Origin of the sequence: Aliarcobacter trophiarum LMG 25534 (assembly GCF_003355515.1) — a bacterium.
Taxonomy (GTDB): Bacteria; Campylobacterota; Campylobacteria; order Campylobacterales; family Arcobacteraceae; genus Aliarcobacter; species Aliarcobacter trophiarum.
Window position 1 is genome coordinate 433,003 of the sequence record NZ_CP031367.1, and the last position, 13,411, is coordinate 446,413.

General features: G+C 29.5%; 15 protein-coding genes. 14 read left to right on the forward strand and 1 reads right to left on the reverse strand.

From position 1 onward, the window contains the following. Positions 1-33: 33 nt before the first annotated feature. The 14 genes from nhaA (at position 34) to ATR_RS02370 (ending at position 13,005) form a co-directional block, all read left to right on the forward strand. Positions 34-1,257 carry a Na+/H+ antiporter NhaA gene (gene nhaA / locus ATR_RS02305; RefSeq protein ID WP_371273088.1) on the forward strand — a complete coding sequence of 408 codons (1,224 nt, stop codon included), beginning with the start codon at positions 34-36 and terminating at the stop codon, positions 1,255-1,257. Beyond that, on the forward strand, positions 1,247-1,558 hold the full coding sequence (locus ATR_RS02310; protein ID WP_115427887.1) for a hypothetical protein: 312 nt from the start codon (positions 1,247-1,249) through the stop codon (positions 1,556-1,558). The genes nhaA and ATR_RS02310 overlap by 11 nt, the downstream gene beginning before the upstream one ends. A 2-nt stretch (positions 1,559-1,560) precedes the next feature. After that, on the forward strand, positions 1,561-2,244 hold the full coding sequence (locus ATR_RS02315) for a ferritin-like domain-containing protein (protein ID WP_115427888.1): 684 nt from the start codon (positions 1,561-1,563) through the stop codon (positions 2,242-2,244). 3 nt (positions 2,245-2,247) lie between these two features. Continuing rightward, a complete protein-coding gene (locus ATR_RS02320; protein WP_115427889.1) occupies positions 2,248-2,508 on the forward strand; it encodes a hypothetical protein in 261 nt (86 codons plus the stop codon). Beyond that, positions 2,505-2,849 (forward strand): hypothetical protein, encoded by a 345-nt coding sequence (locus ATR_RS02325; RefSeq protein WP_115427890.1) that lies wholly within the window; start codon positions 2,505-2,507, stop codon positions 2,847-2,849. The genes ATR_RS02320 and ATR_RS02325 overlap by 4 nt, the downstream gene beginning before the upstream one ends. A 1-nt stretch (position 2,850) precedes the next feature. Then, a complete protein-coding gene (locus ATR_RS02330) occupies positions 2,851-3,219 on the forward strand; it encodes a YtxH domain-containing protein (protein ID WP_115427891.1) in 369 nt (122 codons plus the stop codon). 3 nt (positions 3,220-3,222) lie between these two features. Continuing rightward, entirely contained in the window at positions 3,223-5,337 is a 2,115-nt protein-coding gene (locus tag ATR_RS02335; protein WP_115427892.1) for a heavy metal translocating P-type ATPase, read from the forward strand. A 155-nt stretch (positions 5,338-5,492) separates the two neighbouring features. Next, positions 5,493-5,744 (forward strand): hypothetical protein, encoded by a 252-nt coding sequence (locus ATR_RS02340; RefSeq protein ID WP_228254244.1) that lies wholly within the window; start codon positions 5,493-5,495, stop codon positions 5,742-5,744. 64 nt (positions 5,745-5,808) lie between these two features. Continuing rightward, entirely contained in the window at positions 5,809-6,516 is a 708-nt protein-coding gene (gene pyrH / locus ATR_RS02345; protein WP_115427893.1) for a UMP kinase, read from the forward strand. Between the two features lie 28 nt (positions 6,517-6,544). Then, the gene (locus ATR_RS02350; RefSeq protein ID WP_115427894.1) at positions 6,545-6,763 is read left to right on the forward strand and encodes a DNA-directed RNA polymerase subunit omega; all 219 of its coding nucleotides are present in this window, start codon (positions 6,545-6,547) and stop codon (positions 6,761-6,763) included. 24 nt (positions 6,764-6,787) lie between these two features. Continuing rightward, a complete protein-coding gene (locus tag ATR_RS02355) occupies positions 6,788-8,947 on the forward strand; it encodes a RelA/SpoT family protein (protein ID WP_115427895.1) in 2,160 nt (719 codons plus the stop codon). Between the two features lie 14 nt (positions 8,948-8,961). Further along, positions 8,962-10,170 (forward strand): tyrosine--tRNA ligase, encoded by a 1,209-nt coding sequence (gene tyrS, locus ATR_RS02360; RefSeq protein WP_115427896.1) that lies wholly within the window; start codon positions 8,962-8,964, stop codon positions 10,168-10,170. Between the two features lie 10 nt (positions 10,171-10,180). Next, entirely contained in the window at positions 10,181-11,260 is a 1,080-nt protein-coding gene (locus tag ATR_RS02365; protein WP_115427897.1) for a nitronate monooxygenase, read from the forward strand. 110 nt (positions 11,261-11,370) lie between these two features. Continuing rightward, positions 11,371-13,005, forward strand: a complete 1,635-nt coding sequence (locus ATR_RS02370; protein WP_170126876.1) for an N-acetylmuramoyl-L-alanine amidase family protein — start codon at positions 11,371-11,373, stop codon at positions 13,003-13,005. Here the strand turns inward: ATR_RS02370 and ATR_RS02375 are convergent. Then, the gene (locus tag ATR_RS02375; RefSeq protein WP_115427898.1) at positions 12,968-13,411 is read right to left on the reverse strand and encodes an NUDIX hydrolase; all 444 of its coding nucleotides are present in this window, start codon (positions 13,409-13,411) and stop codon (positions 12,968-12,970) included. The two genes, ATR_RS02370 and ATR_RS02375, sit on opposite strands and share 38 nt — an antisense overlap.

The window sequence follows — 13,411 nt, forward strand, 5'->3', positions numbered from 1 at the left end:
CTTCCTAGAAAATATTTAAAAAAAATAGTAAATATAAGAAATCAATATAAGTTTATAACTAGCTTTATCTCAACAGCGACTCTTAGTGGGTTTAAGCTATTTTTAGTAACAGTTTTAGCCGTTTATATAGCAAACTCTACACTTGCTCCACAATATTTTGAACTTTTAACAACTCATTTTAGCTTCTCTTTTGGAACACACACTTTTTCTATGAGTCTTCAACAATGGATAAATGATGTTTTAATGGCACTTTTCTTTCTAGTTGTTGGTTTGGAGATAAAAAGAGATATGCTAATAGGAGAGCTTTCGAGTCCAAAAAAAGCCTCTTTTCCTATTATTGCTGCTTTGGGTGGAATGATTGTCCCAGCAATAGTATATTTAAGCATAAATCAAACTCATCCAACTGGATTTGGAGTTCCTATGGCAACAGATATTGCTTTTGCTTTAGGAATTTTAATGCTTTTAGGAAAAAGAGTAAGCCTCTCTTTAAAAGTATTTTTAGTAACTTTAGCTGTTGTTGATGATTTAGGAGCAATAGTTGTAGTTGCAATATTTTATACAAGTGAACTTCATTATGATTTTTTAATCTATTCTCTTCTTACATATTTTGTTCTTATGATTTTTAACTATTTTAATCTAGTACGTGTTCTTCCTTACTTATTTGTTGGTATTTTTCTATGGATTTTTATTCATAGTTCTGGGATACACTCTACAATTGCTGGAATTCTTCTAGCTTTTGTTATTCCTCTAAAAGCAAAAAATACAACAGTTGAAGAGATAGAAGAGCATAACTCAAAAAGTCCACTTTTAAGAGTTGAACAAGCTCTTCATAACTTTAGTGCATTTATTATAATGCCAGTTTTTGCCTTTGCAAATGCAGGAGTTGAGCTAGATTTTGCAAGTGTTATAGAGAATAAAACAATTGTTCTAGGAGTATTTTTAGGTCTGCTTATTGGAAAGCCTATTGGAATTTTAGCATCAACATATCTCGCAACAAAATTTAAAATTAGTGAGAAACCATCTAATGTTAGTTGGGCTGAGATTTTAGCTGTTGGATTTTTGGGTGGAATTGGCTTTACCATGTCGATTTTTATCTCAACTCTTGCTTTTGATGACCCACATATTGTAAGTGCTGTAAAAATAGGTATTTTTGCAAGTTCTATTAGTGCTGCAATTATTGGTGTGATTTTTATTTTAATTATAGGTAAAAAGGAGACACAAAAAGAGTTTTTGGAAGGCTTGAAAAGTGATAAGTAGTGAAGATATTATAAAAATTGTTGCTTATTTCTCTATAATAGCTCATAGTCCTGGAAGATTAAGAGTAAGAGTAAACCCAAAAATTGTAAAAGAGGGTGAAAAGATTACTCTTAGTGATATTGAAAATCTTCCAAAAAAAATATTAGGAATAGAGGAGATTAAGATTAACAAGCTTATAGCTTCTGTTACAATAATATATGATCCTAAAATTTTTAAGCCAAAACTTTGGGAAGATTTGATAAAAAATGAAAATATAAATGAGATAACACAAATTATAAATAATCTAGTAAAGGAGCTTTAAACATGGCTATTTCTTACAATATCCTACTAGAAAAAAGAGTTGATTTAAATTCAAATATAGGTATTGATGAACAGATTTTACAAATTGCCATTTATGATGAATTTAAAGCTTATGAGACTTATAGCAAAATTATTGAAACTTTTGGAAATATAAGCCCATTTTCAAACATAAAAGAGGCGGAAGCAGTTCATTATAGTGTACTTATTCAACTAGCAGAAAAATATGAAATAGAAGTTCCAATAAATGATTGGAGAGATAAAATAGAGATTCCAAGTACTATTATAGAGTGTTGCGAATTAGGGGTAGCTTCTGAGATTGAAAATATTGCTATGTATAATAATCTTTTGACACACTCAACAAAAAGTGATATTACAGATACTCTTTTTAGGCTTCAATCAGCCTCTTTTAATAACCACTTACCAGCTTTTAGAGCATCTGTTATAAATCACTATAATGGATTTGGTAATTTACAAAATAGTGAAGATATTATTGGAAAAATGAAAGAGTATGAAGAACTTATAAATAATCTTATGAGTGGAAATATTGATGAAAATACAATTTCAAATCTTAGTTCAAAATTATTTTCAAATATAAGTTTTCAATTTTTAGCAGGAGCTGTTGGTGGAGCAGCAATTGTTGCACTTTTAAATCAATTTTTAGAAAATCAAAATTTAAACAAGGAGTAAAAAATGGCATTACCATTTATAGCTGGTTTAGCACTAGGAGCCTTAGGAGTTATTGCTTATAAAAATAGAGATACTCTAAAACAAAAAAGTGAAAATATTTTTAAAGAGGCAAAACAAAAAGGTGAGATTTTAAAAAAAGATATTGAAACAAAAATTTCAAAAACAAAAGAGAGATTTGAAAAGAAAGAGGTTGTAGAAAAGCCAAAAACTACAAAAAGAACATATACAAAAAAAGCAAAAGCTGAAGATGGGGTAAGTAAATGAAAACTTTAAATACAGGAATGCCTAGAAGTGTTTTAGGTCATGTAGTTAGTGGTGCTATTGCTAGTGCTGTTATTAGTGGAGCAATAAATTATAAAAAATATAAGAATGGTGAATTAAAAAGTTGTGAAGCTATAAAAGATACAACAAAAAAGGCAACACAAGGAGCTATTGTAACAGGAAGTGCAATTGCAACAACAAATTATATTGGTGAGGGAAACTATTTAAGAGCAATAACATCTGCAACTATTGGAGTAGCTGGAGTTTATGCACTTGAAATAATAGAAGAGAAATTGGAACAAAAGTATTTAACAAACCAAAACCTACAACTAGAGGAGATTTAAAATGGCTAAAAATAATCAAAATTTTAATCAATATAATACAGATATAAATAGTACAAGAAATAATCAACAAAGTGGATTAAATATCAACCAAAACCCATATATAAATAGTAGTATCAACCAAAATTTTCTAGGACAAAATCCAAATAATCAAATCCAAAACCAATCTAACTCTTTATTAAATGGTGATTTTGTAAAAGGTGCTTTAATTGGAGCGGTTGCAACTTATGTTTTAACAAACAAAAATGCTCAAGAGAGTATATTTCAAGCAATTAATAAAGCAAAAACTTTGGTAACTGCTGGAATTGAAGAGTTAAAAGAGAGAATAGAAGATGCAAAGGCAGCTTCACAATCAAATACACAAGAGTTCTAAAAAATGGATAAAAAATTTATAAAAGTTCATCAAATAGGACTTAGAGCTAGATATAAGCTTGAAATACTAAAAGATAATTTTATAGATGAAGATATTTTAAAAGGTTATTTTAGTAGTTTTAAAGAGATTAAAACTATTAGAATAAATAAAAAAGCATACTCAATAATTTTTGAGCTAAGAGAAGATATTTTTAAAAAGATAGAGGAGATTTTAAAAGATTTATCTTTAGAGACTCTTTTAAAATCTGTACAAAATAGTGAAGCTAGTGTTTGTGTAACTTGTGTAAGTAGTGAAAAACCATCTATGAAAGCAACTATTTTTGCAAGTAGTGCTTTAATATCTGAAAGATTAGTTACAAATAGTAGTTTAAAAGCAGTTACAACAACAGTAGCATGTACTCCACTTTTAATAGATGGAATAAAAGAGCTTTTTAAAGAAGGGCTTACTTCTCATGTACTTGAAGCCGCTGCTGTTGCTATATCTATTTTTAGAAAAGATTATTTAGCCGCTAACTCTACAAATGCTATGCTTGAACTTGGTGAATATATAGAAGAGACAACTGTTCATAAAAGTGATGATTTACTAAAAGAGTTGGCAAAACCAAATATTGAAGAGGCTTGGGTTGAGAAAAAGATAGCTGGAAAAGTTGTAGAGGTTTTAGTAAAAACAGAAGAGTTAAAAATTGGAGATATTATTATTGTTGGAGCAGGTAGTACTATTGCAATAGATGGGCATATTATTGATGGTGCTGGAACAATAAATCAAGTCTCAATGACTGGAGAAGCGACACCAATAGCAAAGTATAGAGGAGACAGGGTAATATCTGGAACTATAGTGGAAGAGGGAAGATTTAGAATTTGGGCTGAGCAAGTTGGATCAAATACAGCAACTCAAAGAATAAAACACTATATAGAAAACTCTTTAAATGAAAAATCATCAGCTCAGTTAAAAGCAAATAAATTAGCAAATAAGTTAGTTCCTGTTACTTTAGGACTCGCTACTGCTGCTTATATTTTTACAAGAGATTTTCAAAGAGTTGCTTCTGTTCTTCAAGCTGATTACTCTTGTGCTTTAAAACTTGCAACTCCTGTTGCTTTTAAATCTACAATTTCAAAAGCTGGACATAATGGAATTATGATTAAAGGTGCAAAATCTATTGAAGCTTTAAGTAGTGCTGATACCTTTGTATTTGATAAGACAGGAACTCTAACAGGAGGAGAGCTAGAAGTTGTAGGTGTGGATTCATACGATAGAAGTTGGAGTGAAGAGAAGCTTTTAAATCTTACTGCTTCAACAGAAGAACACTATTTTCATCCAGTTGCAGAAGCTGTTGTAAAGGCTGCAAAAGAGAGAGGTTTTGTACATATGCACCATGAAGAGGTTGAATTTATTGTAGCTCATGGAGTAAAAACAGAGGTAAAAGGTAAGTCTGTTATTATTGGAAGTCGTCATTTCTTAGAAGATGATGAAAAGATAGATTTTAAACCTTTCAAAAAAGATATTGAAAACTCTTTAAAAAAGAGTGATACACTACTTTATGTTGGATATGACGGTAAACTTTTAGGAACAATTGGTTTAGCTGACAACTTAAGAGAAAACTCTAAAAATGCTATAAAGAAATTAAAAACTCTTGGAGTTAAGAATATAGTTATGTTAACAGGTGATATAAAAGAGAAAGCTTTAAAAATTGCTGATGAGTTAGGAATTGATGAGGTAAAAGCGGAACTTTTACCACAAGATAAAGCAAATATTGTAAAAGAGCTTATGAGTAAAGGTAAAAAAGTTGCTTTTATTGGAGATGGGATAAATGATGCACCAGCTTTAATCTCTTCACATGTTGGGATATCTATGAGCCGTGGAGCTGATATTGCAAAAGCAACTGCTGATATTAGTCTATTAAAAGATGATATTGAAGCTGTTGTTGAAGCAAAAGAGTTTGCAAATAAAACTATGAATTTGATAAATACAAACTTTAATGCAACAGTAGGAATAAATAGTGCAATACTTTTAGGTGCAACTTTTGGTTTATTTTCTCCAATTGTAACTGCTATATTGCATAATGGGACAACAATAGGATTACTTTTAAATTCGATAAGAGGAGTAAAATTAGTAAAATAGATTTTAATAATAGTTATCAGTTTTGTTTAAGAAATTAAATAATACAATACTGATAATTTATTAAAGGATATATATTATGCCAATTTTATTACCATTAGCGACTTTAATCACGGGTATTTTAACAGTAAAAACTGTAAATAAAACTATGAAAACTTATGAAAGAAGAAAAAAAAGAGATGAAAGAGTTAAAATTTGACTTAGAACTTCAAAAAGAAGTTGCAAAAATAGGGATGACTGCAACTTTAGGGGCTACTGTTGTAACTTCAATGTTTATGAAAAATAAAATTGCAAAAAATACTCATATTATAGCAGGTGTCGCATTTTGTGGATTTGCACTATGGCACCATATGCTTTATCAACCAAAAAAATCACAAAAAAATGAAAAAAATATTAAAAAAGCTCAATAATTAATCTAAGTAGTAGTTAATTAAATTTTAGATAAAATCCAAAAATTATTGAAGGATATAGTATATGAATAAAAGAGTTCTTGTAAAGTTTTCAGGTGAAGCATTGGCTGGAACTGAGGGTTATGGAATTGATACAAAGATATTGGATTACATTGCTGAAGAGATTAAATCTTTAGTTGAATATGGTATTGAAGTTGCTATTGTTATTGGTGGTGGTAATATTATTCGAGGAGTTACGGCTGCTGCTGATGGTGTTATTAAAAGAACAAGTGCTGATTATATGGGAATGCTTGGAACTGTAATAAATGGTGTTGCTATGCAAGAAGCTTTAGAGTATAAAGGTCTTAGTGCAAGATTGCAAACTGCTATTAAAATGGAAGAGATTGCAGAACCTTTTATTGTAAGAAAAGCTATGAGACACTTTGAAAAAGGAAGAGTTGTGATTTTTGGAGCAGGAACGGGAAATCCATATTTTACAACAGATACAGGTGCTACTCTAAGAGCTACTGAAATTGGTGCCGATTTACTTATAAAAGCAACAAAAGTAAATGGAGTTTATGATAAAGATCCAATGAAGTTTGCGGATGCAATAAAACTTGATAACTTAACATATGATAGAGCATTAGAGGATCATATAAAAGTTATGGATGATACAGCAATTGCTTTAGCAAAAGATAACAAACTTCCAATAGCAGTTACAAATATGAATGAAAAAGGGAATCTTTTACGAATAGTTCAAGGTGACTATAGTAAGTGTTCGATAGTAAAATAGTTAGAAATAAATTTTAAAAGGAAAAATAGTGGAAAGATTAGAAGAGAGAATTTCAAAAGCTTTAAAGCAAGTTGATAATGATAGATACATTTTAGCAATTGCAGTTGGACAAAGAGCAGACGAGTTAAGTAAAGGTGCAAAACCACTTTTAAGTCATAATACTCAAAAAATGAAATATACAGATATAGCAATTGATGAGATAGCAAGTGGATTGCTAAAAATCAACGGTCTTACTGATAAAAAATAGATTTCTACTTAAGTTGTAGGATTTATGAATTTATTCTTCAAAGAGTTACAGCTAGTAAATACAATTGATAGGGCTAAAGAGGAGCTTAGAAAGCAAATTAATATTAGCTCAAAACTAAATGAGATTATTGATTTTATAATCGAAGCTCATGAGGGACAATTTAGAAAAAGTGGTGAGCCATATTCGGTTCATCCAATTTTGGTAGCAACAATCACAAGTACTTTTTCAAAAGATGAAGATGTTATTGCAACTGCACTTTTACATGATGTTGTGGAAGATACTCCATTTACATTGGAGTATGTAGAAGAGAGATGGGGAAAAAACGTCTCTAATATGGTAAAAGGTCTTACAAAAGTAGCAGACATTAGAGAAGAGAATTTTATTACTTCAAAAGACTCAAGTGATACAAAAATAGTTCAAGCTGCACTTACATTTAGAAAAATGTTAATAGCATCAATAGATGATCCACGAGTTTTAATAGTAAAATTGTGTGATAGACTTCATAATATGCTTACTCTTGCCGTTTTACCACCACATAAACAAAAAAGAATTGCTGAAGAGACTTTAGTTGTTTATGTTCCTATAGCAAATAGATTGGGAATTTCAACACTAAAAAATGAGTTAGAGGATTTGGCATTTTTTTACATTTATCCTGATGAGTACAAAAAAATTGATAACTTTTTAAAAAAGAATGAACAAGCTATGCAGCTTAGCTTCAATACTTTTATTGCAATTACAAAGAATCTATTAGAGAAAAATGGCTTTGAAGAGAAAGATATTAAAATTTACTCAAGAATAAAACATCACTACTCTATCTATCTTAAAATGCAAAGAAAAGGGATTACAATTGAAGAGGTGCTTGACCTTTTTGCAATTAGAATTTTAGTGCCAAGAGATATTGACTGCTATAAAGCTCTAGGGCATATTCATTTGGAGTTCAAACCTTTGGTTTCAAGATTTAAAGATTATGTAGCAACTCCAAAGGAAAATGGATACAAAACCATTCATACAACAGTTTTTTATAACTCAAAAATATATGAGATACAAATTCGTTCTTTTGAGATGAATAGTGTTGCTGAGTACGGGATAGCAGCACATTGGTCATATAAGAATGGAGAAAAAAATAAAGAAGAAGATGTAAGTACAAATCTAAATTGGTTGAAATCTTTAGAGTTTTCAAATGATAATATAGAAGAGTTTTACAATGAAACAAAAGAGAATTTATTTAATGATGAGATAATTGTTTATTCTCCAAAAGGTGAAGTTTTTATTCTTCCTATTGGTTCAACTGCTTATGATTATGCCTTTGCAGTCCATACAAATATAGGTAAAAAGGCAATCTCTTGTTATATTAATAAAATAAAAAAGCCTCTTTTGACGGTTTTAAAAAGTACAGATATTATACAAATAGAGCTAGGAAATGAACCAATTATTAGATGTTCATGGATAGATATAGTAAAAACTTCTCGTGCAAAAAAACAGTTAAAATTTTTATGTATGCAAAGACAAAGAGAGATTGATGATCTTGCTGGAAAAAATATTATAAACACTATATTCTCAAGATACTATAATGATATTTTAGAACATTATCCAGTTAAAGCCCTGTATAAAGTACCAACAAATTTAGCTTTTTTAAAAAATGCAAAACAACTTGTAGAGAAAAAAGTTTTAAAAGAGAAAGGTATTATGGGAAGATTTAAAATCTTCACTAGTAAAATAAAAGAGTTTAAATTTGATAATATGCTTATTTATTCAAACTTTAGTATAAATTCTGTATCATTTGACCACTGTTGTCATCCAAAATTTGGAGATGATATTATTGCTTTTAGAAACTCTCACAATGCAATAATTCACCACAAAATGTGTGATAAAGCTTATATAAAAATCAAAGAAAATGAGCAGATGTTATACTGTCAATGGGCAAAAAACTCTGTTTTTCAATATAAAATGTTAATTAGTATTCCAAATACAAAAGGTGAACTAGCAAAGGTTTTAGGATATCTTTCAAAGAGTGATTTTTATATTTTATCATGTAACTTTGGAAGACAGAAACACTCATATATACAGTATTGTGATATAGAGTTTGAGATAAATAACTCAAATATAGATGAAGTAAAACAGATAGTCGAGAAAAATATAAAAGTAATAGATTTTATGTCAAAAAAAGACGCATATAATAAATAGAGGTTTAATAAATTATGGAAAAAAGATTAGAAGAAGCATTAAATGAGATAAAAAGAGGAACTGCTGAGATTATTGATATAGAGGGAATTGAGAAAAATATTAAAAGATATTTCGAAACGGGTAAGACATTTTTTGTAAAAGTTGGATTTGATCCAACTGCTCCTGATATTCATCTTGGACATACAGTTTTAATACAAAAAATGGCAACTTTCCAAAAATATGGAGCAGTAGTACAGTTTTTGATTGGAGATTTTACTGCAACAATTGGAGACCCAACAGGAAAAAGTGAGACTAGAAAGGTTTTAAGCAAAGAGGATGTTTTAAACAATGCACAAACATATAAAGAGCAAGTTTTTAAAATATTAGACCCAGCTAAAACAGAAGTAGTATTTAATAGTACATGGTTAAATGAGTTAGGAACTGGTGGAATTATCTCTCTTGCTTCAAACCTAACAGTTGCTAGGATGCTTGAACGTGATGATTTTTCAAAAAGATATACAAGTAACACTCCAATAGCAGTAAGTGAGTTTTTATACCCTTTACTTCAAGGATATGACTCAATAGCTTTAAAAAGTGATGTAGAGTTAGGTGGAACTGATCAAAAGTTTAATCTACTAATGGGAAGAACTCTTCAAAAAGCCTATGGTTTAAATAAACAACAAGCAGTTTTAATGATGCCAATTTTAGAGGGTCTTGATGGAGTACAAAAGATGTCAAAATCTTTAGGAAACTATATAGGTGTTACAGATGAACCTTTTGATATGTTTGGAAAAGTTTTATCTATAAGCGATGAACTTATGTGGAGATATTTTGAACTCCTTTCAAGTAGAAGTTTAAAAGAGATTGAAGAGCTAAAAGCTGGAGTAGAAGATGGCTCTTTTCACCCTAAAAAGATAAAAGAGGAGTTAGCAACTGAGATAGTTGATAGATTCCATGGAGTTGGTGTTGGAGTTGAAGCAAAAAAAGAGTTTGAGAGAGTTTTTGCTAAAAAAGATATTCCAACAGATATAGAAGAGTTTGTATTTAATAGTGAAGTTTGGATTTGTCAAGCTATGGTTGATAGTAAATTAGTAGATTCAACTTCTCAAGCAAGACGAGATATAAAATCAAATGCTGTATCAATTAATCAAGAGAAAATAAGTGACGATAAGATAAACTTAAGCCTTGGAGAGTATATTATTCAAAAGGGTAAAAAAAGCTTCGTAAAAGTAATTATAAAATAAAGGGCAAGTATTGAAAATAGGAAAATATGAGATAAAACATCCAATTATTCAAGGTGGTATGGGTGTAGGAATTAGCTGGGATCAACTTGCTGGGCATGTTAGTCTTGAAGGTGGGTTAGGAGTAATTTCAGCTGTTGGAACAGGTTATTATAGAAAACTTAGCCCAAATGTAAATATTGTTATGAAAAAAGATAAGCCAAAAGAGGTTTTAAACTTTTATAGTAAAGAAGCTTTGAAAGAGATTGTTGATAATGCTAGAAAAATATGTGGTAATTTACCACTTGCAGTGAATATTTTATATGCTATAAATGATTATGGAAGAGTTGTACGAGATGCTTGTGAAGCTGGAGCTAATATTATAATTACTGGTGCTGGAATTCCTACAAATATGCCAGAGTTTACAAAAAACTTTCCAGATGTAGCATTAGTTCCTATAGTTTCAAGTGCAAGAGCTTTAAAACTTATTTGTAAGAAATGGCAAAGATACAATAAAATTCCAGATGCAGTTATTGTTGAAGGTCCTTTAAGCGGTGGACACCAAGGTTTTAAATATGAAGATTGTTTTAAAGAAGAGTTTCAGCTAGAAAATATAGTTCCTCCTGTACTTGAAGAGGTAAAAAACTGGGGGAATATTCCAGTAATTGCTGCTGGAGGAGTTTGGAATAAAAAAGATATTGATAAGTTTTTAGCTTTAGGATGTGCTGGTGTTCAAATGGCTACAAGATTTATTGGAACTTTTGAATGTGATGCTGATGTTAATTTTAAAAATGTACTTTTAAATGCAAAAGAGGAAGATATAGTTTTAATGGGCTCTCCTGTTGGTCTTCCAGCACGAGGAGTTAAGACAAATCTTCAATTCTCAATAGAGAATAAAACTGCTCCAAAAGTTCAATGTATATCAAACTGTGTAGCTCCTTGTAATCGTGGAACTGAAGCAAAGATAGTTGGATATTGTATTGCTGATAGACTAGGAGCAGCATATAAAGGAGATTTAGAGACAGGGTTATTTTTCTCTGGTTCAAATGGTTATAAGATTGATAAAATAATATCTGTTAAAGAGCTAATGGAAAAATTAACTAAAGGAGAGTAGTTATTTTAGCAAAATTCTTTATCTGCCTAGCCCTTATTATAAATATATCCTTCGCCTCTAGCCTTGAAGAGCAGTATAAAGAGGCAAGGATAGAGTTTTTAAAATCATCTTTGAGAAAAGATGAAACTCAAAAGATAAATGATTTAAAAAAGATTATAGAGTTAGGTAAAAAATTAAATAAAGATGTAAGACCTGATGAGAAAAAACTATCAGTTTTAAGTAAAAATAGTAAACTTTCAAATTCTAAAACTATTCAAAATACTCAAAATAAACAACAAAATATTTTATACTCTATTAAAAATGTAACAACTTCAAATAACTCTATAATAGTTGATTTTAATGTTGATATAAAAAAAGATGATATCAAGTTTTTTGAGTTAAAACCTTCACCTTTATATAGAGATGTTTTTGATATAAATGGTTATTTTAAAGATGCTCTTGCTACAAAACTAACAATTCAAGGGGAAGAACAAATTACAATTGGTCAGTTTAAACCAGATGTTTTAAGAATAGTTGTATCAGGTAATAGTAATCCTGATACATCTTATAGAGTAGGGAAAAGACAACTAATAATAGATATAAATAGTAAACAAACAGCTAAAAAAATAGAACCAATAAAAGAGACTTCAAAACCAACAGTTGTAGCTACACAAAATAGTGATGATAAGATAGATTTAGTAAATGCTATTCGTTCTATCTCTTCAAATGAAGATAAAATTACTATAAAATTTAATAAAAAAATTTCAAAAAATGATTTAAAATATACTACACTTAAACAAAATGGTAATTTTGAGTATATTTTTGATATTACTGGAAAATATAAATATACAGAACCTACGAAGTTAATATTAAATAGTATAGATAAAGTTATTACAACTGATAATAAGAATAGTGTAAGAGTAAGATTAATAGATAAAAATAAACCTAAGATTAAATATGTTTTGACACAAAATGAGATAACTATAGAAGTTTTAGAAAATACAAAAACATCTAAAGAACAAACTTCTCCAATAGCAAATACTAATACTAAACCTGTTACAAAACAAGTTCAAAATACAAAAAGTACAAATAAAACTATTGTTATAGATGCTGGTCATGGTGGAGATGATGTTGGTGCAGTTGGACCAAATAAAGAGTATGAAAAGGTAATAAATTTAGAAGTAGCAAAATACCTTGATAATATTTTAAAACAAAGAGGTTACAAAGTCTATTTAACTCGTTCAACTGATAAATTTATAAAAGTTATGGATAGAACAATTTTAGCAAATGAGAAAAATGCTGATTTATTTATTTCAATACACACAAACTCTATGCCCAAAGAGAAAGCTAGTAGTACAAGTGGTATTGAGACATTTTTCTTAAGTCCAGCAAGAAGTGAAAGAGCAAAAAGGGTAGCTGCTCTTGAGAATAAAGATGATATTAGAGAGATGAGTGAGAGTTCAAAAAATGTTTTTCTTGAGAGTTTAAATAGACCAAGAATTACAGCTTCACATAAGTTTGCAATAGATGTACAATCTGGACTTTTACAAGCTGCTAGAACAAAATATAAAGATACAAAGGATACAGGTGTAAAAGAGGGTCCATTTTGGGTCTTAGTTGGTGCTCAAATGCCATCTATTCTTATTGAGCTAGGTTTTATATCTCATCCTGTTGAGAGTAAAAGATTATATGAAAGAGATTATCAACAACTTTTAGCAAATGGTATTGCTAATGGAATAGATTCTTACTTTCTAAAAAATCCTTAATCTGAGATACTAATACTTTTTGCATTGATTTTATCTTTGGTAGTTTTTTTAGTGAAAAGAATTTTACTTTTGAATTCTCCCAAGATAGATATTCACTTTTTAAACTATTCCCAACAAAATATCTATCTAAATTCTCTATATTTGAAGCATTAACAAGCCAAATTCCAATATCTTTATCTTTATTTAGCTGTTCAAAATACTCTTCAAAGAGTTCAATATCTATTGATATTGAACTCTCTTCAAAGAACTCTCTTTTTGCACACATAAAGGCACTTTCGTTTCTTCTTTTTGTTCCTTTTAGACAACCCCATTTATCATCACTAGCAACATCCAAACACAAAAGGATTTTGATACTTTTTTTTGTTACTAAATATGGAACTATACCATATGTTTTTGATTGACTCAT

What these genes read in the sequence shown, in the direction of transcription:
- ATR_RS02355 (WP_115427895.1), top strand. Translation starts at nt 6,788, where the DNA reads ATGAATTTATTCTTCAAAGAGTTACAGCTAGTAAATACAATTGATAGG.
- pyrH (WP_115427893.1), top strand. Translation starts at nt 5,809, where the DNA reads ATGAATAAAAGAGTTCTTGTAAAGTTTTCAGGTGAAGCATTGGCTGGA.
- ATR_RS02325 (WP_115427890.1), top strand. Translation starts at nt 2,505, where the DNA reads ATGAAAACTTTAAATACAGGAATGCCTAGAAGTGTTTTAGGTCATGTA.
- ATR_RS02375 (WP_115427898.1), bottom strand. Translation starts at nt 13,411, where the DNA reads ATGAGTCAATCAAAAACATATGGTATAGTTCCATATTTAGTAACAAAA.
- tyrS (WP_115427896.1), top strand. Translation starts at nt 8,962, where the DNA reads ATGGAAAAAAGATTAGAAGAAGCATTAAATGAGATAAAAAGAGGAACT.
- ATR_RS02335 (WP_115427892.1), top strand. Translation starts at nt 3,223, where the DNA reads ATGGATAAAAAATTTATAAAAGTTCATCAAATAGGACTTAGAGCTAGA.
- ATR_RS02340 (WP_228254244.1), top strand. Translation starts at nt 5,493, where the DNA reads ATGAAAGAAGAAAAAAAAGAGATGAAAGAGTTAAAATTTGACTTAGAA.
- ATR_RS02320 (WP_115427889.1), top strand. Translation starts at nt 2,248, where the DNA reads ATGGCATTACCATTTATAGCTGGTTTAGCACTAGGAGCCTTAGGAGTT.
- ATR_RS02315 (WP_115427888.1), top strand. Translation starts at nt 1,561, where the DNA reads ATGGCTATTTCTTACAATATCCTACTAGAAAAAAGAGTTGATTTAAAT.
- ATR_RS02330 (WP_115427891.1), top strand. Translation starts at nt 2,851, where the DNA reads ATGGCTAAAAATAATCAAAATTTTAATCAATATAATACAGATATAAAT.